General features: G+C 65.8%; 31 protein-coding genes. 9 read left to right on the plus strand and 22 right to left on the minus strand.

Annotated features, from left to right (window positions below; translation table 11 throughout):
* The first annotated feature begins 19 nt into the window (after positions 1-19).
* Entirely contained in the window at positions 20-592 is a 573-nt protein-coding gene (locus AAG799_RS07045; RefSeq protein WP_341895101.1) for a DUF308 domain-containing protein, read from the plus strand.
* On the opposite strand, the gene AAG799_RS07050 is transcribed toward AAG799_RS07045, so the two are convergent.
* From AAG799_RS07050 to AAG799_RS07060, 3 genes are read right to left on the minus strand one after another with little or no spacing between them, the layout of a single operon-like run.
* Positions 593-2,098, minus strand: coding sequence for a HAMP domain-containing sensor histidine kinase (locus tag AAG799_RS07050; protein WP_341895102.1), 1,506 nt, complete (start codon positions 2,096-2,098; stop codon positions 593-595).
* Entirely contained in the window at positions 2,091-2,816 is a 726-nt protein-coding gene (locus AAG799_RS07055) for a response regulator transcription factor (protein ID WP_341895103.1), read from the minus strand. Before AAG799_RS07055 ends, AAG799_RS07050 begins: the two co-directional genes overlap by 8 nt.
* Positions 2,800-3,378 carry a hypothetical protein gene (locus AAG799_RS07060; RefSeq protein WP_341895104.1) on the minus strand — a complete coding sequence of 193 codons (579 nt, stop codon included), beginning with the start codon at positions 3,376-3,378 and terminating at the stop codon, positions 2,800-2,802. Before AAG799_RS07060 ends, AAG799_RS07055 begins: the two co-directional genes overlap by 17 nt.
* Before the next feature lie 236 nt (positions 3,379-3,614).
* On the opposite strand from AAG799_RS07060, the gene AAG799_RS07065 reads away from it, so the two are divergent.
* The 3 genes from AAG799_RS07065 (at position 3,615) to AAG799_RS07075 (ending at position 4,831) form a co-directional block, all read left to right on the plus strand.
* Positions 3,615-3,851 (plus strand): YMGG-like glycine zipper-containing protein, encoded by a 237-nt coding sequence (locus AAG799_RS07065; RefSeq protein WP_341895105.1) that lies wholly within the window; start codon positions 3,615-3,617, stop codon positions 3,849-3,851.
* A 245-nt stretch (positions 3,852-4,096) separates the two neighbouring features.
* Positions 4,097-4,477, plus strand: coding sequence for a hypothetical protein (locus AAG799_RS07070; RefSeq protein ID WP_341895106.1), 381 nt, complete (start codon positions 4,097-4,099; stop codon positions 4,475-4,477).
* Positions 4,478-4,651: 174 nt separating this feature from the next.
* Complete coding sequence (locus AAG799_RS07075) at positions 4,652-4,831, plus strand: hypothetical protein (protein ID WP_341895107.1); 180 nt, start codon at positions 4,652-4,654, stop codon at positions 4,829-4,831.
* Between the two features lie 71 nt (positions 4,832-4,902).
* Here the strand turns inward: AAG799_RS07075 and phnE are convergent, their stop codons facing one another.
* Genes phnE through phnC form a run of 3 tightly spaced genes read right to left on the minus strand, consistent with a single transcriptional unit; the run spans position 4,903 to position 7,708 of the window.
* The gene (gene phnE / locus AAG799_RS07080) at positions 4,903-5,715 is read right to left on the minus strand and encodes a phosphonate ABC transporter, permease protein PhnE (protein WP_341895108.1); all 813 of its coding nucleotides are present in this window, start codon (positions 5,713-5,715) and stop codon (positions 4,903-4,905) included.
* A 56-nt stretch (positions 5,716-5,771) separates the two neighbouring features.
* Positions 5,772-6,773: a phosphonate ABC transporter substrate-binding protein gene (gene phnD, locus AAG799_RS07085; protein ID WP_341895109.1), complete on the minus strand. Its 1,002-nt coding sequence runs from the start codon at positions 6,771-6,773 to the stop codon at positions 5,772-5,774.
* Between the two features lie 41 nt (positions 6,774-6,814).
* The gene (gene phnC, locus AAG799_RS07090; RefSeq protein ID WP_341895110.1) at positions 6,815-7,708 is read right to left on the minus strand and encodes a phosphonate ABC transporter ATP-binding protein; all 894 of its coding nucleotides are present in this window, start codon (positions 7,706-7,708) and stop codon (positions 6,815-6,817) included.
* A gap of 153 nt (positions 7,709-7,861) precedes the next feature.
* On the opposite strand from phnC, the gene AAG799_RS07095 reads away from it, so the two are divergent.
* The gene (locus AAG799_RS07095; RefSeq protein WP_341895111.1) at positions 7,862-8,554 is read left to right on the plus strand and encodes a DUF1045 domain-containing protein; all 693 of its coding nucleotides are present in this window, start codon (positions 7,862-7,864) and stop codon (positions 8,552-8,554) included.
* Here AAG799_RS07095 and AAG799_RS07100 read toward each other — a convergent pair.
* Genes AAG799_RS07100 through phnG form a run of 10 tightly spaced genes read right to left on the minus strand, consistent with a single transcriptional unit; the run spans position 8,551 to position 16,098 of the window.
* Positions 8,551-9,183, minus strand: a complete 633-nt coding sequence (locus AAG799_RS07100; RefSeq protein ID WP_341895112.1) for a LysE family transporter — start codon at positions 9,181-9,183, stop codon at positions 8,551-8,553. The genes AAG799_RS07095 and AAG799_RS07100 overlap by 4 nt on opposite strands.
* A 36-nt stretch (positions 9,184-9,219) precedes the next feature.
* Positions 9,220-9,777 (minus strand): phosphonate metabolism protein/1,5-bisphosphokinase (PRPP-forming) PhnN, encoded by a 558-nt coding sequence (phnN, locus tag AAG799_RS07105; protein WP_341895113.1) that lies wholly within the window; start codon positions 9,775-9,777, stop codon positions 9,220-9,222.
* A gap of 4 nt (positions 9,778-9,781) precedes the next feature.
* Positions 9,782-10,333, minus strand: coding sequence for a phosphonate degradation HD-domain oxygenase (locus tag AAG799_RS07110; protein ID WP_341895114.1), 552 nt, complete (start codon positions 10,331-10,333; stop codon positions 9,782-9,784).
* 10 nt (positions 10,334-10,343) lie between these two features.
* Positions 10,344-11,492 carry an alpha-D-ribose 1-methylphosphonate 5-triphosphate diphosphatase gene (locus AAG799_RS07115; RefSeq protein ID WP_341895115.1) on the minus strand — a complete coding sequence of 383 codons (1,149 nt, stop codon included), beginning with the start codon at positions 11,490-11,492 and terminating at the stop codon, positions 10,344-10,346.
* A complete protein-coding gene (phnL, locus tag AAG799_RS07120) occupies positions 11,489-12,184 on the minus strand; it encodes a phosphonate C-P lyase system protein PhnL (protein ID WP_341895116.1) in 696 nt (231 codons plus the stop codon). Before phnL ends, AAG799_RS07115 begins: the two co-directional genes overlap by 4 nt.
* Positions 12,185-12,191: 7 nt before the next feature.
* Entirely contained in the window at positions 12,192-12,974 is a 783-nt protein-coding gene (gene phnK, locus AAG799_RS07125; RefSeq protein ID WP_341895117.1) for a phosphonate C-P lyase system protein PhnK, read from the minus strand.
* Positions 12,971-13,891, minus strand: a complete 921-nt coding sequence (locus AAG799_RS07130; protein ID WP_341895118.1) for an alpha-D-ribose 1-methylphosphonate 5-phosphate C-P-lyase PhnJ — start codon at positions 13,889-13,891, stop codon at positions 12,971-12,973. Before AAG799_RS07130 ends, phnK begins: the two co-directional genes overlap by 4 nt.
* On the minus strand, positions 13,888-14,994 hold the full coding sequence (locus AAG799_RS07135) for a carbon-phosphorus lyase complex subunit PhnI (RefSeq protein WP_341895119.1): 1,107 nt from the start codon (positions 14,992-14,994) through the stop codon (positions 13,888-13,890). Before AAG799_RS07135 ends, AAG799_RS07130 begins: the two co-directional genes overlap by 4 nt.
* Position 14,995: 1 nt before the next feature.
* Complete coding sequence (phnH, locus tag AAG799_RS07140) at positions 14,996-15,604, minus strand: phosphonate C-P lyase system protein PhnH (protein WP_341895120.1); 609 nt, start codon at positions 15,602-15,604, stop codon at positions 14,996-14,998.
* Positions 15,605-15,606: 2 nt separating this feature from the next.
* Positions 15,607-16,098, minus strand: coding sequence for a phosphonate C-P lyase system protein PhnG (gene phnG, locus AAG799_RS07145; RefSeq protein WP_341895121.1), 492 nt, complete (start codon positions 16,096-16,098; stop codon positions 15,607-15,609).
* A 113-nt stretch (positions 16,099-16,211) separates the two neighbouring features.
* Between phnG and phnF the strand changes: the two genes are divergently transcribed.
* Positions 16,212-16,976, plus strand: a complete 765-nt coding sequence (gene phnF, locus AAG799_RS07150) for a phosphonate metabolism transcriptional regulator PhnF (RefSeq protein WP_341895122.1) — start codon at positions 16,212-16,214, stop codon at positions 16,974-16,976.
* Position 16,977: 1 nt separating this feature from the next.
* On the opposite strand, the gene AAG799_RS07155 is transcribed toward phnF, so the two are convergent.
* Positions 16,978-17,529, minus strand: a complete 552-nt coding sequence (locus AAG799_RS07155) for a histidine phosphatase family protein (protein WP_341895123.1) — start codon at positions 17,527-17,529, stop codon at positions 16,978-16,980.
* A 71-nt stretch (positions 17,530-17,600) separates the two neighbouring features.
* Here AAG799_RS07155 and AAG799_RS07160 point away from each other — a divergent pair, with 71 nt between their 5' ends.
* From AAG799_RS07160 to AAG799_RS07170, 3 genes are all read left to right on the plus strand, one after another.
* Positions 17,601-18,149, plus strand: coding sequence for a tetratricopeptide repeat protein (locus tag AAG799_RS07160; RefSeq protein ID WP_341895124.1), 549 nt, complete (start codon positions 17,601-17,603; stop codon positions 18,147-18,149).
* Positions 18,150-18,255: 106 nt separating this feature from the next.
* Positions 18,256-18,864, plus strand: coding sequence for a PAS domain-containing protein (locus AAG799_RS07165; RefSeq protein WP_341895125.1), 609 nt, complete (start codon positions 18,256-18,258; stop codon positions 18,862-18,864).
* Between the two features lie 115 nt (positions 18,865-18,979).
* A complete protein-coding gene (locus AAG799_RS07170; RefSeq protein WP_341895126.1) occupies positions 18,980-20,167 on the plus strand; it encodes a urate hydroxylase PuuD in 1,188 nt (395 codons plus the stop codon).
* Positions 20,168-20,218: 51 nt separating this feature from the next.
* Here the strand turns inward: AAG799_RS07170 and AAG799_RS07175 are convergent, their stop codons facing one another.
* The 5 genes from AAG799_RS07175 to AAG799_RS07195 form a co-directional block, all read right to left on the minus strand.
* Complete coding sequence (locus AAG799_RS07175) at positions 20,219-20,773, minus strand: hypothetical protein (RefSeq protein WP_341895127.1); 555 nt, start codon at positions 20,771-20,773, stop codon at positions 20,219-20,221.
* 253 nt (positions 20,774-21,026) lie between these two features.
* Complete coding sequence (locus tag AAG799_RS07180; RefSeq protein ID WP_341895128.1) at positions 21,027-21,500, minus strand: nucleoside deaminase; 474 nt, start codon at positions 21,498-21,500, stop codon at positions 21,027-21,029.
* Between the two features lie 15 nt (positions 21,501-21,515).
* Positions 21,516-21,869, minus strand: a complete 354-nt coding sequence (gene uraH / locus AAG799_RS07185) for a hydroxyisourate hydrolase (protein ID WP_341895129.1) — start codon at positions 21,867-21,869, stop codon at positions 21,516-21,518.
* Positions 21,870-21,879: 10 nt separating this feature from the next.
* Complete coding sequence (gene uraD / locus AAG799_RS07190) at positions 21,880-22,401, minus strand: 2-oxo-4-hydroxy-4-carboxy-5-ureidoimidazoline decarboxylase (RefSeq protein ID WP_341895130.1); 522 nt, start codon at positions 22,399-22,401, stop codon at positions 21,880-21,882.
* Between the two features lie 33 nt (positions 22,402-22,434).
* A complete protein-coding gene (locus tag AAG799_RS07195; RefSeq protein ID WP_341895131.1) occupies positions 22,435-23,721 on the minus strand; it encodes a serine hydrolase in 1,287 nt (428 codons plus the stop codon).
* Positions 23,722-23,825 lie beyond the last annotated feature (104 nt).

A 23,825-nucleotide genomic window follows, 5' to 3' on the forward strand; every position in this document is an offset into this window, starting at 1 on the left:
ACCGGAACAGGAACACATCATGGTCGAACGCATGCCGCCGGGCGCCGCCGCGCCGATGCCGCGCCGCCTCTGGTGGATGATCGTGCTGCGTGGTCTGGCGGCCCTGGTCTTCGGCTTGATCGCCATTTTCTGGCCGGGTATCAGCCTGGCTGCGCTGGTGATGCTGTTTGGCGCCTATGCATTGATGGATGGCGCCATCACGCTGGGCTTCGCCCTGCGCCACCGCTCGGGCGAAGCCGGCAGGAGCATTCTGATGGCCACCGGCATTGCCGGCCTCACCATCGGCCTGATCAGCGTGCTGTGGCCGCAGGTGACGGTGACGCTGCTGATCTATGTGCTGGCCGCCTGGCTGGTACTGTTTGGCCTGATCGCCATCGCCCATAGCCTGCAAATGAAAAAGCAGGTCGGCACAGCCTGGCCACTCAGTCGTGGCGGCATCCTGCTGCTGGTGATCGGCCTGCTGCTGCTGCTGTTTCCCAATGCAGTGGCGGTGGCGGCAACCTGGGTTCTGGGCCTGCTCGCGCTGCTGATCGGCGGCGGCCTGCTGGCCTTTGCCTGGCGCCGCCACCAACGCGACAGCATGGTCCTGTAATTACGCCAGCGGCAATCCGAGCGTGACGATAAAGCCGCCGCCGCGGCGATTGGCGGCCTCGATGGTGCCGCCCACTGCCTCCATGTTGCGCTTGGCGACCCAGAGACCGAGGCCGAAATTGGCCGGTGCCGCCGTGCCGGGATCGTGGCGGTTGCGGTCGCGGAACGACACATGGCGATCGAAGATATGCGGTAGCAAGGCTGCCTCGACGCCGGGGCCGTTATCCGCCACCACGATCAGCACGCGACGCGTGCCGCGATGCAGCGTCACCGTCGCCGTGCTGCCGGCTGGCGCATAGCTCAGGGCGTTCTCGATCACCTGGCTCAGCGCATCGGCGATCAGGCGGCCACCGAGTGGCGCGCTGGCCTCGGATTCGATTGAGGTGCGCAAGGTGATGCCGCGCGCCGCCGCATCGGCGGCATAGGCATCGACCACATCCTCCACCAGGGCACCGAGATCGACTTTCTCGCGCGGCGGATCGAGGCGGTCGGCCACCGCATCATCCAGATGGCGGGCAGCCCGCACCAGCGCGTCAAGTTTCTCCAGGGCGCCATCCACCGCCATCAGCGCCTGCTGACAGCGCTTGTCGTCGGCGGCAACCCGGCTGCGCAACGGCACCATGGCCTGGCGGATAGTGCCGAGCGGTGTCTTGAAGGCATGCGCGCTTTCTTCGGCGGCGGCGCGTAATTCGCTGGCCGTGGCACGCAGGGAATCTTCCATGCGATCAAAGGCATTGGCCACCGGTTCCAGTTCCGGGATCTGGTTGCGCTGGGCAAAGCGCCCCTCGATGCGGCGCTCGGCCACCGCACGCGCGGTGGCGGCAAAGCGGCGCAGGCCATGGCCGATATCGAAAGCGATCACCAGCACGACGAAGGCGAAGATCAGATAGATGGCGGCAGCCACCTGCACTTCCGGCGCGCGCCAGTAGGGCTGCCCCAGCCGCTGCTCCGCCGCATCGGCCAGGTTGCTGGAAATCACCAGCACCCAGCAACCGCGCGCCGTGCGTACCGGCGTCAGCGAGGTGATCAGCTCCGACACCCGATCCGAACGCTCGACCCGCAGAGCCAGCGGCAGGTCGCCGGCGCAGGACTCGCCCAGTTGCGCCAGCACGCCGGTGGCATCCAGCCGGGCGCGTTCGGCCTCCAGATCCGCCGGCATCACCGGCGGCGCCGAGGCGACATACAGAAAACCGGCATCGGGCGCGCTGTCATGCGGGCGGAACAGCAGGCGCAGGCTGACGCCTTCAGTCTGGAAGCGCGACAGCTCTTCGCCCAGCCGGAACAGCGGGATCATGTCGGCACGCTGCAGGCGGTCTTCCAGCACGCGGCCTACCGTCAGCCCCTTGACGCGAATGCTCTCCAGCAACAGGCGCTGGCGGTCGATATCCGCCTGCCGGAAGGTGAGGTACAGAACCACCGGCAGGGCAATGAACAGCGCCAGCACGATCAGCGCGCGCGCCGTCAGCGAACGCCAGACCCGATGCAGCTGGGCGGCTGTATCAGCCATGACGCCAGCGATAGCCGAAGCCGGGATAGGTTTCGATCGCGTCGAATTCCGGATCGAGATCGCGGAATTTCTGGCGGATGCGCTTCACCATAGCACGCACATTGGCGCGATAGCCTTCCGGACCCTGGCCGGCCTCGAAGCCGGCACCGCGCACGGCATCGTAGATCTCGCGATAACCGACATCGCGGCCGACGCGCTGGGCCAGCAGCTGCACCACCTTGAACTCGCCATGGGTGAGATCGACCTGGGCGTTATTCCAGGCGGCCCGCGCGCTGGCGACATCCAGCAACAGGCCGCCCTCCACCGTGGTGGTCGTGGCCTCGCCAGCCGCCGGTGCCTTGGCGGCGAGCGCGATCCGCAGGCGCTGCAGGATGATGGCGAAACTCTTGCTCTTGTCGACGAAATCCACGGCGCCGAGCTTGAGCCCCTTCTCCTCGAAGATCGGCTGGTTCAGGCCGGTCAGGAAAATCACCGGGATGCCATGACCGGCGTTGCGCAGCTGCTCCAGTGTGGTGGGGCCATCCTGCACCGGCATCTGCCAGTCGAGCAGCAGAGCGGCCGAACGGTTGCCCTTGGCGAACCAGTCGATCAGCGCCGGGCCATTGTCGAAGGTGATGGCGCGGTAGCCGGCCTCGCGCAGATTGGCCGAAATCGTGTCGCGGAACAGGTCGTCGTCATCGACGACGGCAATCAGCAGGGCATCAGCGGCGGCTGGCATCGCGGGCGATCCTTGAGAGGCACTGGTCGACGGCGGCATGCGGCGCAGGCAGGCCATTGACCTCGTATTGCAGGGTATAGAAATCATTGCGGCTGGTGTCGAAATACAGATAGGCCGCCAGCCGGCAGTCGTCTTTGCCGAATTCCAGCACGCGCGCCGGCGGCGCCTCATGCTCGGCGGCCGGCGCTCCGAATTGCTGGATCAGCATGTCGCGATTGAGGCCCACCACCACGGGCGGTCGTGCCATCGGCTCTTGCGTGGCCGGCACCGGTGCGGCGGGTGCTGCAGGTTGCGCAGGTTTGCGTGTTGGCAGCGGTGCCGTTGCGCGCGGCGGCGCCGGCGCGTCCACCGGCGGCGGCGGTGCCGGCTCTTGCACGGGCGGCGGTGCCGGCGGCGATGCCAGCCGTGCCCATTCGCAGCCAGCCAGCAGGACCGGCAGCATCAGGACAGCCAGTGCGAAATATCGAAGGCTGCGATTCGGCATGCCCGAGACGATACGCAAGGCCGGCGGCGTGTAAAAGACACAATGAATCTCGAAATTCCAATATTTGAGCGGTTTCAATACAACTACCAATCTCAACGAAGTAAAGGCGATAGTAATTCCTGTGATAAACCTGTGATGTAAAGAGGGTATACTTGTGATGTCCGCAATAAAACCGGGACGCGCCCAAATACTCATTGCCGAATAAACTCCGATCGCCAATTGTTGGCGACGAAGCAAGGTCTCCCGCCTCCCCAGACCAATCGCCGGTAACCCGGCAAGCGGAAAACCTTGCAGCGCTAGAGACGGAGGATTCGATGAAAAAATCGACGATCGTCGCCCTGGCATTGACGGGTTTCGTTGCGATGGGCTGCAGCAACATGAACAACACGCAGCAGCGCGCTGTGTCCGGTGGCGCCATTGGTGCCGCGGCCGGTGCGGGTATCGGTTTACTGACCGGCCATACGGTCGCAGGCGCACTGATCGGTGCGGCTGCGGGCACGGCCGGTGGCCTGATCGTTGACTCCAATGAGAAGAGCAACGGTCGCAAGTAGATTGAGTTGATGAGTTGAGTTTAGCGGAGCGGCGCGTCATGCCTGCCTCAACCCCGTGGTGGAGCACCCCCTCCACTGCCGCGCCGCGGCCCGGTCGCCGACCCACCCTCGGCCTGGCCGCTGCCATCGTCGCCTCGGTGTTATCCGGGGCGACGATGGCTGATCCGCTAAAAACCTCGACAGGCGCATCGCCGATAAGCGGAACGCAGTCTGTCAGCAGCCGGAACACGGCTACCCCCTATGCCATGTATGGCGGACCCTATGGGATTGATCGCGGCATCTGCGAGCGCGGCAAACTCATGCGCGATGCCAGCCGCGACAGTGCCAGTCTGGGCCGCAACCTGCTGACCGGTACCTCGATCGGCCGCAGCATGGACCAGATCGACCAGGCCTGCGTGGCCCGCATCCTGGAATTTGCACCGGATCGCGCGGCGGTACGCTGGTATGGCGCCGCCAAAGCCGAATATGGCGGGCCCGCCTATGCCATCACCCCGCTGCGCACCTTTGAGCGCGACGGCAAGTTCTGCCGTGAATACCAAGCTCTTGCCACAATTGCCGGGCAGGATGAGCGGAGTTACGGCATGGCCTGCCGGATGACTGACGGGATCTGGCACAGCGCGGGCTGATGTCTGGCACAGCGCGGGCTGATACTGGCTTTGCCGCCGCCGTGATGATGGCGGGTGTGATTGAGGACACAAGATTACGAACACAGATTGGTCCTTGGCCCGCAGGATTGGCCCCTGTTAGACGTGATTCTGAATGATTTTTTCCGCGCCCGAAGAAAGACGGAGGCGACCGATATGCTGACCAATACCCTGCTGCTGTATATGACCCAGGAAGCCCTCGCCAAGGCGCGTGCGCGCCTGACCGCGCGCAAGAGCGAGACGACGACCGCCCGCGAGCCGCAGCTGCAGGCCTCGCATCCCGTCGCCTGGCAGCGCCATGAGGCGGCGAAGCCGCGCCCGGCCCTGCGCCACTGATACGCGCCAGGATCACGTCATGAAAAAGCCCGCCGGATGGCGGGCTTTTTTTTGGGCCGATGAGCAGCAACCTAGATCAGCACTTTGCGGATGCGGGCGGAGAGCAGGTCAACCGCGCTGACCAGCAGCACGATCATGATCATCACCGCGCAGGTCTGGTCGAAACGGAAACCGCGTATCACCTCCCACAACACCACGCCGATGCCGCCAGCGCCGACCATGCCGACCACCGAGGCGGAACGGACATTGGCCTCGAAACGATAGAGCGAGTACGACACCCAGAGCGGCATCACCTGCGGGATCACGCCGTAGACGATCTCCTCCAGCGCATTGGCGCCGGTGGCGCGGATGCCTTCCACCGGCTGCGGGTCGATCGCCTCAACAGCCTCGGAGAACAGCTTGGCCAGCGTGCCGGTGGTGTGCAGCCACAGGGCCAGCGCACCGGCGAACGGCCCGAGGCCGACCGCGACCACGAACAGCATTGCGAAAACCATTTCGTTGATCGAGCGCAGCGCATCCAGCACGCGCCGCACCGGCTGGTAAACCCAGACCGGTGCAATATTGGAAGCCGCCAGCAGGCTGAGCGGCACAGCGCAGATCACCGCCAGCACGGTGCCCCAGATAGCGATATGCAGCGTGACGATCAGTTCGTCCAGATAATACCGCCATTCATGGAAATCCGGCGGGAAGAAGTCGCCAAGAAAGGTCGCCATGTTGCCGGCATCGGTCACCAGCTTCAGCGGTGCGATCTCCGCGCCACGATACGACCACACCAGCATCGCCAGGATCAGGCCATACACCAGCAGGCGGCCCAGCGATGTCTTCGCCCCGGTCTTGGGCGGATGGATGGGGTATTCGCGGACGACAGCAGTGGTGGCAGACATGGTGATATCCTCAGGAAAACGGGAGCGGGGCGGCCGTGAAGACCGCCCCGTGGATTTTACGACCCGATCTGCTTGTTCAACTCCGCCAGCTTGGCCTCGATCTCGGCGATCTTCTTCGCCTTCTCGTCAGCAGCCATGTTGACATCGCCTTCCAGCTTCAGCTTGTCGCGGAACAGGGCGAGCTGGCGGATCGGCAGCAGTTGCTTGTTGCTCGACTCCTTGAACGGTGCCCATTGCAGGTCCTTCAGAACCTTCTGCTCGCCGGCCAGCTGCTCGGCGCTCTTGCCCGACTGCTGGGTACCGTAGCTGAGGAAAAAGGTCTTGATCTTTTTCTTGTCGGCATCAGACAGATCCTTGCGCCAGACGATCGGGTCGGACGGGATCAGCGGCGACTTCCACAGCACGCGAATCTGCGCGGCCTTGTCGGGTGCGGTTTTCTGCAGGCGATCCATGTTCTCGGTGTTGCCGGTGGCGACATCGACCTGCTTGTTGGCAACCGCCAGGGAATTCGTCTCATGGCCGCCGCTGGTCATGCGGGTGAAATGCTTGCGCGGATCGATATTGTTCTGGCCCCAGGCGTAGTAGCTCGGCACCAGGAAACCCGAGGTCGAATTCGGATCGCCGTTGCCGAAGCTGTACTTGCCCGGGGTCTTGAGCAGGTCTTCAAACGACTTGATCGGGCTGTCTTTATGCACCAGCAGCAGCGACCAGTAGCCCGGTGCGCCATCAGATGCGACCGTCTGCACAAAGACCTCGCCTTCGGCGCGATCGACCGCCTGCATGGCGGAGGCATTGCCATACCAAGCGATCTGCACCTTGTTGAAACGCATGCCTTCGATGATGCCGGCGTAATCAGGAGCGAAGAAGCCATTCACCTTCATGCCGAGCTGCTTTTCCATATCGGCCAGGAAAGGCTGCCAGATGGTTTTCAGATTTGAACTCGACTCGGTCGAGATGATGCCGAAATTCAGTTCTTTCAGGGTCTGGGCCTGTGCGGCAGAGGCGCCAGCCAGCGCCGCGACGGCGACGGCAGAGGCGAGGAAGGTGCGACGAAGCATGGTCAATCTCCCGATTGGTTTGCAAAAGAACGCGTGAAATTTCAGGCCAGCAGGCTCTGCAGGCGCGGCACCACGCGTGCGGTGCCTTCGATGAGCGGCTGGTTGTCGTCGGCCGGCTCCGGCAGCGTGGCCTCGGGCAGGTTGCCCTCGCCCAGCGTGCCGAAATCGAGATCGGTCTGCTCGCCGTAGATGCCGCGCAGCAGGGCTGCGGTGACCGCGGCGGCGGGGCCGTCATACATCACCTTGCCATCGCGCAGGGCGACGACACGGCGGCAGTATTTCAGGGCGAAATCGACCTGATGCAGCGAGACGACGACGGTGACCGCATCGGCGCGGTTGATATCGGCCAGCGCGGCCATCACACGGCGCGAAGATTCCGGATCGAGCGAGGCGATCGGCTCGTCGGCCAGGATCACGCGCGCCTGCTGCACCAGGGCGCGCGCGATGGCGGCGCGCTGCTGCTGGCCGCCCGAAAGCGTGGAGGCGCGCTGGAAAGCGCAGGGCGCGATGCCGACGCGGTCGAGTGCAGCCACGGCGATGCGGCGCTGGTCGTCGGTGAACAGCTTCAGCATGGTGCGCCACAGCGGCATGCGGCCCAGATTGCCGGCCAGCACATTGGTCAGCACCGACATGCGGCCGACCAGGTTGAACTGCTGGAAGATGAAGCCGATGCCGGCGCGGGTTTCGCGGATGCCCTTGCCGATGCGGCCGGCGGCCTGCACCATGCGGCCATCCACGGCAATCTGCGACTTGTCATCGCGGTCGCCCGGCATCAGGCCGGCGATATGGCGCAGCAGGGTGGACTTGCCCGAACCCGAGGCTCCGATCAGGGCAACGATCTCACCCGGCTGGATGGTAAGACTGACGTTATCGAGCGCGCGCTTGCCCGTCTTGAAAGTTTTCGATAGATGGGCGATCTCGATGGCGGCGCGCATGCGATTCCCCTCTGTTTCCGCGATACGGAAGGGCCTATAGCAACGCCAGATGACAGTTCGATTGCGGTTCCGCGACGGCGGGGTGAAATCCCCGGCGCGTTAACCGGATATCAGGTTACCCACAGGACCACCTGCACATTCATCTAGGACAGCATGGCGCCCCGTTTCGCTCTGTATACCGCCCCGCCGGCAGACCACCCGCTGCACCGCTTTGCCGCCCAGTGGCTGGGCTGGGACCCGGAGACCGGCGAAACCCCGCCGCCGCAGCCCGCCGCCGGCCTGCCGGCCGCGCGCATTGCCGCGCTGACCGCCGACCCGCGGCAATACGGTTTCCACGGCACACTGAAGCCGCCGTTCTATCTGGCGGACGGTTTTGACGAGGCCCAGCTGATCATGGCGCTGGAGCGCTTCGCTGAGAGCCGCGAGCCGCTGCACGTACCGCTGAAGATGGCTGCACTGGGCAGCTTCCTGGCCCTGCGCCCCGCCACGCCGATGCCGGCGCTGGACCAGCTCGCCGCCGATTGCGTCCGCGACTTCGACCGCTTCCGCGCACCGCCATCGGAACAGGAGCTGGCCCGCCGCCGCGCCGCCGGCCTGAGTGAGCGGCAGGAGCAGTATCTGCGCGACTGGGGCTATCCTTACGTGCTGGAGGAATTCCGCCTGCATTTCACGCTGACCGGCCGGATCGCAGACGAGGCCGAGCGCGCCGCCGTGCTGGCGCATCTGACCGAACAGACGGCCGCCTTCACCCGCCGGGATGTCGAACTGGACGATCTCTGCCTCTTCGTGCAGGGCGAGCCGGGCGCACCGTTCCGCATCGCCGGGCGCTACGCGTTCGGCGGCTAGCCGCGCACACTCTCGACAATCAGCCGAATGCCGAGAGCGGCCATCACCCCGCCGGCCATCCGGTCGAGCCAGCCCTTGGCGCCCAGATAGGCCCGACGCGGCCCGCCGGCCGAAAAGGCCGTGGCCACCAGGGCATACCAGCCGAATTCAACACAGAAGATCGCCGCCGGAAGCGTGAGCGCCAGCCAGAGCGGCATCTCCTGCGGCAGCAGGGCCGCAAAAATACCGGCATAGACCACGGCAGTTTTCGGATTGCTCAGCTGGGTGAACAGCCCGACCAGCACGGCACGGCCGAAACCGGCACCGGCTGTTGCACCCGATGTATCGACCGTGAGCGGTTCGCTGGCGCCGCGCCACAGGCGCCAGGCCAGATAGAGCAGATACAGGCCGCCGGCGATCTTGAGGCCAAGATAGAGCCAGGCCACCTGCGCCAGCAGTGCGATCAGGCCGAGCAAAGCCAGGCTGGCAAAGGTGAGCCCGCCGAGTCCCATGCCCAGCGCAGTGCCCAGGCCGGCGCGACGTGAGCCGGCAATGGCGGTACGCGCCACCAGCACGAAGCTGGGCCCGGGGCTGATCGCGCCGAGCGCGATGGCGACAATGATGCTGAACAGCGGCAGCAGGGTATCCATGGCGGGCTCCGGAGGCGGGAAGCCCAGTATGCCGGATCAGCCGCACTTTTCCAGCAGGCCGACAAAAGCGGCGATGCCCTCGGCCAGCGGGCCATCGTTGTTCAGCTGCACCACATCGGGGCCATCCAGCCGGTAGGCTGCCGCGCGCTGCAGCCGCTCCTCGATCTCGTCAGCCGTTTCGCGGCCGCGCGCCTGCAGGCGTTTGCGCAGCACATCGGGCGAGGCATTGATTGCCAGCACCAGCAGGCCTGGATATTTCAGCCGTGCCGCGTCGATCACCGCGCGCGACACATTCACCACCACCTGCCGGCCGGCGGCCAGATCCGCATCGATGCTGGCCGGAATGCCATAATGCAGGCCATGGGCCGGCCAGTGCAGGGCGAAATCGCCGCGCGCCGCCATGGCGGCAAAATCAGCCTCGGAGACCGCGATATAATCTTCACCGCCCAGGCCGGGCGCGCGCGTCACCACCCGGCGCGGAAAAACGATATCCGCGCGGTCGCGCAAAGCGGCATGCGCACCGTCCAGCAGGCTGTCCTTGCCGACGCCGCTCGGTCCCGTCACCAGAACCAGGCGACCTTGCGATACGGTCATCGGATCAGGCAGCGCCCTTCAGCGCGGCAGCCACAATCGGCCGGTAATGGGCCAGATCCGGCGTTTTCAGATTGGGCGTCTTCGCCGCATCGTCCCAGCGCCGCAGCAATACCGCATCGGCAGCGAAAGGCTGGGCGATAAAGCCGGCAGCCTCGGCCTCGCTGTAGATGCCGCCCTGGACTTCCAGGCTGGTCTTCGAGGCCGGCGACAGCCCGGCCCAGTAATGCGCCTCGGCCTGGCAGAGATAACGCTTGGCATCGACATGCAGGCGCACCGGCGCCACCACGGCAGGCGGGAAATACCGTTCCAGCCAGTCGGCGGCCAGATGCTCATGCCCGGCATCGATACCACGTTCGGCAGCGCCCTCGTCGCCATCGCCCACCAGGTGGCCGATGTCATGCAGCAGCGATGCCGTGATCAGTTCCGGCGTCGAACCCATGCGCTCGGCATGCATGGCGCATTGCAGGGCATGCTCCAGCTGGCTGACAGCCTCCATGCCGTAACGGTCGGCACCGGCCTTTTCCAGCAACACGATGATCTGGTCGACGATCTGCATGGTGAGCAACCTACATCACCCGCCGGCCGCCGCGCCATACGGCGCGTACCACCGGGGTATTGTCGATCATGGCGACGCGCAGCAGGTCGGCACGCTTGCCGGTCTCGATGGCGCCACGGTCGGTCAGGCCGACCGCATCGGCCGGATTGGCCGAGACCATGGCAATCGCCTGCGGCAGGCTGATCTGCGGCACCTGCTCGGGTACCAGGAAGGCCGACTGCAGCATGCTGCTCGGCACGTAATCCGACGAGATGATGTCCAGCTCGCCGGCCTCGGCCAGCGACCGCGCCGAGATGTTGCCCGAATGCGAGCCGCCGCGCACCACGTTGGGTCCGCCCATCATCACCTTCATGCCATGCTCGCGCGACAGCTTGGCCGCCTCATGGGTGGTGGGGAATTCCGCCACCACCATGCCATCGGCCGCCGCCTCGGCGACATGCTCGGCGGTGGCATCGTCATGGCTGGCCAGCGGCAACCCCTTGGCCCGGCACAGCTCGACCACCGCACGGCGGTTGCGCTCGCCGTTGGCGGCGGCATTGGTGATCTGCTCATGCATGAACTTGTCCATCGCCTCGTCCGAAAGGCCGAACTTGCCCTGGTAATACTGGCGATACTTCTCGGGCTTGACGAACTGCCGCTGGCCCGGCGTGTGATCCATGATCGAAACCAGCTTGAGCCAGCTCAAATTCGACATCGGCTCGACCAGGCCCATCAGATCCTTGAACGACACTTCGCAGCGCAGATGCAGCAGATGCTCGGCGCGCAGCATGCCGTCCTTCTGGGAACTCTCGATGGCGGCGATCATCTCGCGCAGGATTTCCATGCGCACGGCGCCGTCGCGCACATCGCCGACCGCCACCGCATCCATCACCGTGGTGATGCCGGCCGCCGCCACCTGGGCATCGTGGTTGATCACCGCCAGCTTGGCCGGCCAGCGCACGCCCGGCCGCGGGGCGAAATGCTTTTCCAGATTGTCGGTATGCAGCTCCACCAGGCCGGGCAGCAGGTAGTCGCCGTTGAAATCCTCGATGCCGCCGACAGCCGAGGGGCCGGTGGAAATATCGGCAATCACGCCCTCGCGCGCCAGCAGGCTGCCGGCGGCGATTTCATCCTTGCGCCCGACGATACGGGCATTGGTCACAACAAGATCGGCAGTCATGCCGCAACTCCATGGCTTTGCAAAGGCAACAGGCGGGTGGTGATGGCGGCGCGGGTATCGGCATCATGCACGATGGCCACGATGGCTGTCCCGCGCTGCCGTGCATCATCTATGAGGTTTATGACAATTTTGCGGTTCGCCTCGTCCAGCGAGGCGGTCGGCTCGTCCAGCAGCAGGATCGGATAATCGGCGCAGAAGCCGCGCGCGATGTTGATGCGCTGCTGCTCGCCACCCGAAAAGGTCGCCGGCGGCAGATCCCACATCTTCTCGGCGATCTGCAGCCGGGTCAGCAGTTCGGCCGCGCGGGCGCGCGAGGCGTCCAGTCCGGCGCCGCGCGCCAGCAGCGGCTCGGCCACGATATCCAGCGTCGGCACGCGCGGGATCACGCGCAGGAACTGCGTGACATAGCCCAGCGTGCGCTTGCGGATATCCAGCACCACGCGCGGCTGGGCATTCACGATATCCACCATCTCGCCGTCATGGCGGATCAGGATGCGGCCCGCCTGCGGCCGATAGTTGCCATAGATCGAGCGCAGCAGGGTGGATTTTCCGGCGCCCGAAGGCCCGTGCAACGTAACGCATTCACCGGTTTCGACACTGAAGCCGGTGTTGCGCAACACCGGCAGGGCGATGCCGCCGCGCAGATGCAGGGTGAAGGTCTTGTCGAGATTTTCGACGCGGATCATGTCCATGACAGCCTCACACGCTCAGCACGGAGGAGACCAGCAGCTGGGTATAGGCATGCTGCGGATCATCGAGCAACTGGTCGGTCAGGCCGGCCTCCACCACCTGGCCGCGCCGCATCACCATCAGGCGATGCGCCAGCAGGCGGGCGACGCCCAGATCATGTGTCACCACGATGCAGGCGACGTTATGCTCCTGCACCAGCCGGCGGATCAGGTCGAGCAGGCGCGCCTGCACCGACACATCCAGTCCGCCGGTCGGCTCGTCCATCAGCACGATGCGCGGCCGCGTCACCAGGTTGCGGGCGATCTGCAGGCGCTGCTGCATGCCGCCAGAAAAAGTCCGCGGCAGGTCGTCGATGCGTTCGGGCGCGATCTCGACGGCCTGCAGCCAGTCCAGCGCCGTGTCGCGCAGCGTGCCGTAATGCTTGTCGCCCAGCGCCATCAGCCGCTCGCCGATATTGGCGCCGGCCGAGAAGGTCATGCGCAGGCCGTCGCGGGCATGCTGCTGCACGAAGCCCCATTCGGTGCGCATCAGGTGGCGGCGCTGCGCCTCCGAGGCCGAGGCCAGGTCGACAATGCGGTCATCGCCGGCGCGATACAGCACCTTGCCGCTATCGACCGTGAGCCGGCCGGCAATGGCATTCAGCAGCGTCGACTTGCCCGAACCGGACTCGCCGACGATGCCCAGCACCTCACCGGGCCACAACTCGAACGATACGTCGCGGCAGGCCATCTGGCGGCCGAAGCTCTTGTTCAGGGTCTCGACACTGAGCAGGGGCGTCTGATCGAGGTTCATTCCGCTGCCTCATCCTTGTAGGGCGCGCTCATGCGGCCGGTATGACCCGCCTCGCGGCGCTCGCCGCAATAGTCGGTATCGGAGCAGACGAACATGCGGCCGCCCTTGTCGTCGAGAATCACTTCATCCAGGAAGCTGTCATGGGCGCCGCACAGCGCGCAGTCTTCCGGCCAGCGTTCGATCTCGAAGGGGTGATCCTCGAAATCGAGCGGCTTGACCTCCGTGTAGGGCGGCACGGCATAGATGCGCTTTTCGCGGCCGGCGCCGAACAATTGCAGGGCGGCATTCATATGCAGCTTTGGCGTATCGAATTTCGGGATCGGCGAGCAGCGCATCAGGTAGCGGCCGTTCACCAGAACCGGGTAGTCGTAGGCCGTGGAGATATGGCCATGCTGGGCGATATCCTCATACAGCTTCACATGCATGACGCCATATTCGCTCAGGGCATGCATCTTGCGCGTCTCGGTCTCGCGCGGCTCGAGCCAGCGCAGGGGTTCCGGGATCGGCACCTGGTAGACCAGGATCTGGCCTTCCGACAGCGGCGTCTCCGGCACCCGGTGGCGGGTCTGGATCAGAGTCGCCTCACGGGTCTTCTCGGTGGTGGCGACATTGGTCATGCGCACGAAGAAACGGCGGATCGACACGGCATTCGTCGTGTCATCGGCGCCCTGGTCGATCACCTTCAGCACATCCTTGGCACCGATCACGGCGGCCGTCACCTGCATGCCGCCGGTGCCCCAGCCATAGGGCAGCGGCATCTCGCGGCTGCCGAACGGCACCTGGTAGCCCGGAATCGCCACCGCTTTCAGGATCGCGCGGCGCAGCATGCGCTTGGTCTGCTCGTCCAGGAAGCCGAAGTTGTAGCCGGCCAAAGTAGCAGTCACCTGGGTGGCGCCGGTCTGATACTGCGTGTTCATTGTGCGGCCTCCGCCAGTTCGGCCTGTTGCTCGTTGGCGGCCGCGATCTCGGCCCGCATGGTGCGCACCAGGGTCAGCTCGGCCTGGAAATCAACGTGATGCGGCAGTTTCAGATGCTGCACGAAGCCCGAGGCCTCGACGTTATCGGCGTGGTAGAGCACGAATTCGGCATCCTGCGCCGGCGCGGTGATATCCTCGCCCAGTTCCTCGGCGCGCAGCGCGCGGTCGACCAGCGACATCGCCATCGCCTTGCGCTCGGAATAGCCAAAGGCCAGGCCATAGCCGCGGGTGAATTTCGGCGCCTCGGTTTTCGAACCCTTGAACTGGTTGATCATCTGGCATTCGGTGACGGTGATGTCGCCGATATCGACGGCAAAGCCCAGCTCCGGGATATCGATCTCGACACCCACTTCGCCGGAGCGGATCTCGCCCACGAAGGGATGCGACTTGGCATAGCCGCGCTGGGTGGAATAGCCCAGCGCCAGCAGATAGCCCTCGTCGGCGCGCGCCAGCGTCTGCAGGCGCACGTCACGGCCGGCGGGGAACATCAGCGGCTCGCGCGTCAGGTCGCCGACCGGCGCCGCCTCGGCATCGGGCAGCTCGCGTTCGATCAGCCCCTCGGCATTGAGCAGGTCGACCACCTGCGGCAGATGCGCGGCCAATGCGCCACGGCCTTCGGCCGGCGGCACGGCGCCGCCGGCTTCCAGCGCGAAATCGAGCAGGCGATGGGTGTAGTCAAAGGTCGGCCCGAGCAGCTGGCCGCCCGGCAGATCCTTGAAGCAGGAGGAGATGCGGCGCGACACCTGCATGCTGCCGGTATCGATCGGCCGCGACACGGCGAGGCGCGGCAAGGTCGTGCGATAGGCGCGCAGCAGGAAGATCGCCTCCACCTGGTCGCCGCGCGCCTGTTTCAGCGCCAGGGCGGCAAGATCGGGGTCATAGACCGAACCCTCGGTCATCACGCGGTCTACACTGAAGCTCAGCTGCTCGCGGATCTGTGCCACGCTCAGTTCCGGTACGCCCGGATCGCCGCGGCGATCCTCGGCCAGCAGCTGATGCGCATTGCCGATGGCGGCCTCGCCGCCTTTGACTGCCACATACATGTCAGGCTCCTTCGAAGGCGATAACGGTGCTGCGCGGCAGCGCCAGCAGATCGCGGCCGCAGCCGAGATAGAGATCGAGGCCGCGCGGGAATTCAGGGGCCAGCGCTGCACGCTGTTTCCAGATCGCGTCGCCCAGGCCACAGAGCGGCATCGACACGCTCTCCTTGATTCCTGGCCCGCGCCAGGTCATCGCGGTGGGGCCGGTCAGGTCCGGCACCTGAATGAACACCGTCGCGCCGCGTTCCGGCGCTTCATCGGTGCCGAACGAGAACGCATCCAGCGCCGGCATCTGCGCGCCATCCAGCATCACGAAGGCCGCTTCCAGCGGGGTTGCCGCCAGTGGCGCACCGCTGTGGAAACGCAGCCAGGTTTTCACCGCATCGGTATCGAAGCCCGGCCCGAGCCAGACCGGCGTGTCGAGATCGGCCAGCGTGAGCAGCGCGGCCGCCAGTGCTGGCGCCAGGCCGTCGGGATGGCCCGCCTCGGTCTCCACCGTCACCACGCGGCCGGGTCGCGCCATGGCATCGAGAAGCGCACGGAAGGCCTGCTGGCTCTGCTGCACCGGATCGTCGAAGCCCGCGGCGGGCGCCATCTGTGTCATCGTCGTCATGCTCAATCCTCCCCGCGCACCAGGGTGAAGAAATCGACCTTGGTGGCGGCCACCTTGGCCGCGCGCTGCTGGCGTTTCGCTGCCAGATCCTGCTCCACCGGAGCGATGAGCAGCTGTTCGATCCGTTCGGCGCCGGCGGCGTCCTGGCTCAGCGCATCGAACACTGCCACCAGTTCGGCGCGGCGCTGGTCGCGGCCCTGCACATAGCCCACGCCCATCACACTGCTGCCGTCCAGCGCGATCACGCAGCGCGACAGCGTCATCTCACCCAGATTGAAACGCTGCCCGGCGCCGCCGGCGCGGGCCCGCACCATGGCCAGGCCGGTTTCGGGCTGCTTCAGCCGGCGCCAGCTGGGCGGGCTGGGCAGGGCGGCAAAGGCGGCCTCCAGCGTGGCGCGGTCGGCGCGGGCCAGCAGCCGCAGGCGGCGTTGCCGGGCCTGGACGACCGGATCGGCACTGGCCGGGTCGGCGGAAACATGAAGCGGGGCGCTCATACAGACCTCTTGCGCAATGGTCTAAATTTGTCTAGACATCTACACATTCAATACCCCGCCGGCGCGGCATCAGCAAGCCATGCTTTGGCGAATCTTTTATGACGGAGCGTCCGATGGCGGTATCAGGAGCGGAAGACAGGAGCGGGCGCGGCCCGATTGAACGGGGTGCCGGCATGGCGGTGTGGCGCCAGATCGCCTCTGCGATGGAGCAGGCGATCCGCCGTGGCGATTACAAGCCGGGCATCCAGCTGCCGACCGAGAAACAGCTGGCCGACAGTTTCGGCGTCAACCGCCATACCGTGCGCCAGGCGATGAACCGGCTGGCCGAGACCGGGCTGGTCAGCATCGAGCAAGGCCGCGGCATGTTCGTCGCCGAGGGGTCGCTGGATTACCGCATCGGCGCGCGCACGCGCTTCACCGAAAACCTGCTGACCCGGCAGAAAAAGCCGATGCGCGAGCTGATCTCGGCCGACCAGATTCCGGCCCCGGCGGAGATCGCCCGCGCGCTCGGCATCCCGACCGGGGCGCCGTTATGGCAGATCGAAACCCGCAACCATGCCGATGACCGCGCAGTCAGCATGAGCAGCCACTGCTTCAGCGTCGAGCGCTTCCCCGACATGCCCGAGCTGTTCCGCCGCGCCGGCTCGATCACCGGCGCGCTCAAGCTGGCCGGGGTGGCCGACTATACGCGGCGCACCACGCGGATCGCGGCGAAACTGATCGCCGCCGGCGATGCGCGCCTGCTCGACCTGCCGCGCACCCGCCCGGTGCTGATCAGCGAGACCGTGAATGTGGACGAGCGCGGCCGGCCGGTGGAATTCGTGCGCGCGCGCTTTGCCGCCGACCATGTGACACTCAGCATCGAGCATCTGGAATAAGTCAGTCGCTGCCCAGCCGGCCCAGCACGCGATAACCCTGCCGTGCCACCACGATCACCTCGCCGCTGCCCGGATAGATGCCGGTGAGCGCCGTGATGTTGACCTGGTGCGTTACCAGCACGGCGGGCTGGCCGGCAGGCAGGCTCTCGATCAATGCGCGCAAGGCCGCGGTCTGCGTGCTGGCGGCCTGCGGCGAGCCGAAAAAGGAATTCAGCACCGGCGCATCCCGCACCGGGCCCAGGCCAAGGGCGGCGGCGGTGTCGCGGCAGCGGCACCACTGGCTGCTGCGGGTCTCGGCATTGGCGATGCCGTTGGCGCGGAACAGCGCGCCGAGCCGCGCGGCCTGGGCGCGGCCGGCCGGCGACAGGTTGCGCTGGGTGGCGCAGGCCTCCAGGCGGAAGCCAGGCGGATCGCCGGTGCCCGGCGCCTCGGCATGGCGCAGCAGCGCCACCGCCTCGCCGCTGCGCAGGGCCTGCCACAGGGCCGGTTCCGCCATCGCCGTGCCACCGACACAGCACAGCCACAAACCGATGGCAATCTGGAAGAGTCGCATTCCCGCCCTCGCCGCATCTGGGGTTGGCTCTAGATGATAGGGCGCAGGCGATACCGGACGAGGGACTGGGCATGGATTTGCCGGTTGCCGAAACACTGAAGCAGATTCTGAACGGCGCCTGCACGGCGCCGGCTGGCATCGCCACGCGGCTCGACCGGCTGTTCCAGTCGCTGCAGCAGGGCACGTCCACCCAGCCGGCCCATGAGATCGAGGATGAAATCTGGGCGATCTGGACCAGCCATGCCGATCCTGCGCTGGAGGCGCGTCTGCAGCGCGCGATTTCAGGCATTGCCCGCCGACGCTTCGCCGAGGCCGAGCAGGTGCTGGACGAGCTGGTGCGCGCCGCGCCGCACTGGGCCGAGGCCTGGAACAAGCGCGCCACGCTGCTGTATCTGCAGCAGCGCGATGCCGAGAGCATTGCCGATATCCGCGCCACCCTGCAGCTCGAGCCGCGCCATTTCGGCGCCATCTGCGGCTTCGGCCAGATCTGCCTGCGCCATGGCGAAACGGCGGCGGCGGTCAGCGCCTTTGGCGCCGCCCTGCAGCTCAATCCGCATCTGGACAGCGTGCGGGCCATGCTGGGCGAGCTGGAACCGCCACCGCCCACCCGTCTGAACTGAGGCCCGCCTCGACTGACCGGCCAGATTGCATAGCCGACAGCCCTACTCGCCAGCTTGCCGCAATGGCGGGAAACCAGTATTTCTGCGGCGCAATGATGGACCAGCCATGAGCGACCTCCCCGACCGGACCGCCATCGACGCGATGCGTGACGGCCTGCTGACCGGCAATCTCGCGCCGCTCGCCGCGCCTTTCCTGCGCCATGGCCTGCAGCCGCCGGTCGTGCAGTGGAACCCGCGCGCCGAAGACCTGCCCACCACGCAACTGCCCTTCGTGCTGAATCTCTGGCTGTCATTGCGCGACGCCGAGGGCCGCGTGACGCCGGAGCAGATCGATCCATTCAAGCTCAAGCCGGCGCTGGGCTACATCCTGCTGATCGACGTGCTGGATGACGGCGAGGATTTCCGCTACCGCCTCTATGGCAGCGAGGTGGCCCGCGTCGCCGGCTTCGACATGACCGGCAAGCGCACCTCTGAAATCGTCACCGGCTCGCTGGCCAGCACCTTCTACATCGCCGGCTACCGCGCCCTGCTGCGCCGCCCGATGCCGCTGTTCACCTGGCATGAAATGCCGATGCAGATCACCATCAACAGCTGGGACCGCATCGTACTGCCGCTGAGCGATGCACAGGGTCGCATCACCCGCATCCTCACCTGCAACATGCCGGGCGAACCGCTGCTCCTGCATGCCAAGGATGCACGCCGGCAGCAGGTCTGAGCCGCGCTGCGCGGTAAAATTGTACACAATCCGGATTGACGATTCTGCCCGGGCTCGGTAGGGCTTGGTCTTTGCCGCGCCGCAACATCGGCGCGGCGCCCGGGGGACGGACGGCATGATCGATCTGGCAATGGAATGGCTCAATCTGGTGCTGCGCTGGATGCACCTGATTTTCGGCATCGCCTGGATCGGCTCCTCCTTCTTCTTCGTCTGGCTCGACAATTCGCTGCGCAAGGGTGTCGACCAGCAGCAGGGCGTGCTGGGTCAGGCCTGGCTGATCCATGGCGGCGGCTTCTATTTCACCGAGAAATACTCGGTCGCGCCGCCGCAGCTGCCGGCCGAACTGCACTGGTTCAAATACGAAGCCTATTTCACCTGGCTGAGCGGTTTCTTCCTGATGGGCGCGCTGTATTACGTCAGCGCCGATCTCTACCTGATCGATGCCAAGGTGCTGCCGCTCGGCCGCTGGGAAGCCATCGGCTTCAGCCTGGTCTCGCTGGTGCTGGGCTGGATCGCCTATGACCTGCTGTGCCGGTCGCCGCTCGGCAACAACGATGCAGCACTCGCCAGCGTCGGCTTCGTGCTGCTGGTGGCCGCCGCCTGGGGCTATACGCAGGTTTTCTCCGCCCGCGCCGCCTATCTGCATGTCGGCGCCCTGATCGGCACCATCATGGCCGCCAATGTGGCGATGAACATCATCCCCAACCAGCGCAAGGCGGTGGCCGAGATGCTGGCCGGGCAGGTGCCCGACCCCAGTTACGGAAAACAGGCCAAGCAGCGTTCGCTGCACAACAACTACCTGACCCTGCCGGTGCTGTTTGCCATGATCAGCAACCATTACCCGGTCACCTACGGCCATCCCTATGGCTGGGCGATCCTTGCCGTGGTGATGATCATCGGCGGGCTGGTGCGGCATTTCTTCAACCTGAAGAACCAGAGCCGCGGCATCCGCTATGAATATCTTGGCGTCGCTTTCGCGCTCACCGTTGGGCTGGTCTTCTTCACCCACTGGGATCCGCGCCGCGCCACTCTGGCCGAGGGCGTCACCATCGAGGATGTGCAGCGCGTGGTCGCCGCCCGCTGCACCACCTGCCATGCCGCCAAGCCGACCTTCGACGGCATCACCGAGGCACCGAAAGGCGTGATGCTGGAAAGCCCGGCGCAGATCCGCCGCTTCGCATCGCTGATCAATCAGCAGGCGGTGCGCACCGAGACCATGCCGCCGGGCAACGCCACTGAGATGACGGATGAGGAACGCCAGATTCTCGCCGCCTGGATCGCGGCGGGTGCTCCCCTCAATTGAGGGGAGCACCTCTTTAGCATGAAGGACTGGGCGCCACTGAAGTGAGGAAACTTACGGCAGTGCCTTCAGCCAGCCGGTGATGGCGGCGACCACGTCCTGGTCGAGGCCGGCGAAGCCGTGATGGCCGGCGGCCTCGCATTCCTCACCCTTCTTGTCGGCCTGGCCGCCTTTCAGCATCATGATGTCGACACGCGGCGCCGCGGTCAGCAGCGCCTTGAACTGTGCCGTGGCGCTGGCCGGCGTGTAGATGCAGGCATCGTTCTCATGCGCCATCAGCAGAACCGGCATGGTGATCGAATCGGATTTGACCATGCGCTGTACCGACGGCTGCCGCGCGTCGGTCTGCATCAGCATCCCTGAGGTGATGACGATGGCATCGGGCTTCTGCGCACCCGACAGCCGCGCAGCAGCATTGGCAACACTCAAGGCGCCACGGCTGGTGCCGACCAGGTAGACTTTGGGATGAAAAAACCGCAATGACTCGATCAAAAGTCCAATATCAGCGGCATGCTCGGCACTCCAGCGATAGCCGTTGCGCACCCCATCGGCACCTTCCTTGAAATCATCAGGCACATCGGGTGTCGCGGCCATAAATCCAGCAGCCACATAATCTATCCGCGTTCGTATCAGCTGGTTTCCCGTAAGTTTTCTGATCCGACCGTTTCCATCAATATCCAAGCGGCCACTTCCACCGGCCATCAAAACAACCACCCCACGGGCAGGCTGAACTGCCTGGGCGATATACGTTGTCATGACCGAGTTGCGGACCGGCAGATTCTGTATGAGATCCTGCGTGGCATGGGCCGGACAGGTGATGAGCAGCAGCAGGGCGATCAGGCCAGCGCGCATCGCGTCCTCCTCAGTACGGCACCTTGTCGGGCTTGTCGGCCCATTCGCGGAACACCTCCAGCGCCTCGTCGCGCAGGATCTGTTCGCAGACCAGTGACCGGCGCTCGCGCGGCAGCGCCAGTTGGCGATACAGAAACGCATCGTCGAAATTGATCGCCGCCGCATCGGCCTGTTCATTGGCGTAATAGACCTTGTCGATGCGCGCCCAGTAGGTGGCAGCCAGGCACATCGGGCAGGGTTCGCAGCTGGTATAGAGCACCGTGCCGCGCAGATCGAAGCGCGCCAGCCGCGTGCAGGCATCGCGGATCGCCGTCACCTCGGCATGGGCGGTGGGGTCATTGGTGGAGGTCACCTTGTTCCAGCCCTCGCCCACCACCTTGCCATCGGCCACGATCACCGCGCCGAAGGGGCCGCCGGCCCCGGCGCTCATATGCAGGCGGCTGAGCGCGATGGCCTGGCGCATGAAGGTGGCATGATCGGACATCGGACCCTCCTGCGGTTACGACCCGCGATATGTCGAATAGCTCCAGGGCGAGGCCAGCAGCGGCACATGGTAATGCCCGTCGGCCTCCGCCATGCCGAAGCGCAGCGGCACGGTATCGAGGAAACCCGGACTGGGCAGTGTGATGCCAAGGCTGCGGAAATACGCGCCGATATGGAACACCAGTTCATACTGCCCGGGTTTATAGGTTTCCCTGGCCAGCAGCGGCGCATCGGTGCGGCCATCGCCATTGGTGGTGACGGTCTTCACCAGACGGCGCGCATCGCCATCCAGCGCGTAAAGCTCGATGGTCACGCCGGCAGCCGGCCTGCCATGCATGGTATCCAGCACATGGGTGCTCAGGCGGGCCATTCGCGTCTCCTCAAGCCTGCAGCAGCGCTTCGAGGCGGATGCGGGCGATCTTGCCCACCTCGCTCAGCGCCGCGGTCAGTTCAATCTCGCGCGGATTGCTCACCCGCGCCTCGAAAGCCTCAAAAATCTGGCGCTTGCTGCGCAGCTTCACCGCGATGATGAAGGGAAAGCCGTGACGCTCCAGATAGGCGGCATTGAGCGTGACGATCCGTGCCTTCTCTTCCGCACTCAGGCGGGTCAGGCCGACGCTGTCCTGCTCGCTGGTGGAATGCGCCGTCAGCGTGCCGGCATCGGCCTCCTTGCCGGCCAGTTGCGGATGCGCGCGCAGCAGCACCAGCTTTTCGGGCTCACTGGCAGCCCACATCGCCGCCACCATGGCGCCATGCAAACTGTCGAGGCTGCCGAACGGGCGCTTTGGCACCGCGCGCTCCGGCACCCAGGGCGAATGCTCGAAAATGCCGCTTAAGCTGGCGACGAAATCGGTCGCGCCCATGCGGTTGAGATCGGCAAGACTCAGTGTGACAGACTGCATGCGGCCTCCGGCGGGTGACCGGTTCTGTATAGCCTATCCGGCGCGACGGGGGAAATGCTGGCGCAGGCCGCGCCACAGCGCGGTGGCCTCGGCGCCGCCGGCATCGCGCGCATCGGGCCGCACGGCGGTATGCACCATCACCAGACGGCGCTGCGGATCGACGAAGATGGTCTGGCCGCGCACGCCCAGCAGCGCGAAGCTGCCGTCATTCTCGGGGAAGACCCAGGTCTGGAAACCATAGCCGAACCAGCGGCCGGTCTGCGTGCTGGTGAAATGCGCCCGCGTCATCTCGCGCAGCCAGTCGGCCGGGATCACCTGTTGCGTGCCGACCTTGCCGCCATTGGCCAGCAACATGCCGAGCCGCGCATAATCGCGCAGCACGGCGCTGAAATTGGCATAGGTGGTTTCCTGGCCGGTGCGGTCGATCACCCAGCTGGCATCGGCCTCGGCGCCGATCGGCTGCCAGATGCGCTCCGACAGATAGTCGGCAATCGGACGTTTCAGCGCCCCGGTCAGCACCAGGCCCAGCACCTGGGTTTCCGATGAGGCATAATACCAGCGCGCGCCCGGTACCGCCTCGCGCGTATCGAACTGCTTGACTGCGCCGGCGCCGCCGGGACCGAACAGCATGGCGCGCGACAGTTTCACGGTGTCGTCGCGGCCATCGTAATCCTCGCGGAACCGCACGCCGGACGACATGGTGAGCAGATGGCGGATCGGCGTGCGGCCATATTCGCTGCCGGCCAGCGCCGGCGCATAGCGTTCGGCCGCATCCTCGATCGAGGCAATCGCGCCATCGGCGACCGCCAGGCCGACCAGGATGGCGCAGATCGTCTTGGCCATCGAGAACGACACCATGCGATGCGCATCGCTGCGGGCATACTGATAGCGCTCGACATGAATGGTGTCGTCCACCGCCACCAGCAGGCCGGTGGCGGGATTGCGCGCCAGATAGCCATCGATATCGTAGCGCCCGCCGCCGCGCATCGGCGGAGCAGAGTATTGCAGCGCCGGTTCGGCCGCGGCTCGCCGCCAGGGCCGCGGCGCCGGCGCACGCGACACCACGCGGGCGCTGAAGATCTCGTCCAGCCGCGAGAAGCCGTCGACGCTGTAGACCGGCTGCCACCAGGTGGCCGGCGTGGCGCGCGGATACTGACCGGCATTGTTGGTGTAGCGGTCCAGATCGGGGCCGCCGGGATTGCTGCGGATGCCCGGCGCAGATGCGGCCGCCTGTGGCGCCTTCATGCTGCCGCTCGGCACGCAGCCGCCCAGCGCCAGCAGCGGCAGGACGGCGAGCAGCAGGGCGGCGCGCGGGCTCATGGGATCAGCGGGTCATAGGATCAGGATGGCGCGGAAGTCGTTCACGTTGGTCAGGGTCGGCCCGGTCATGATCAGGCTGCCGGCGGCCTGGAAGAAACCGTAGC

Source organism: Ferrovibrio terrae, assembly GCF_943371255.1.
GTDB classification, from domain to species: Bacteria; Pseudomonadota; Alphaproteobacteria; order Ferrovibrionales; family Ferrovibrionaceae; genus Ferrovibrio; species Ferrovibrio terrae_B.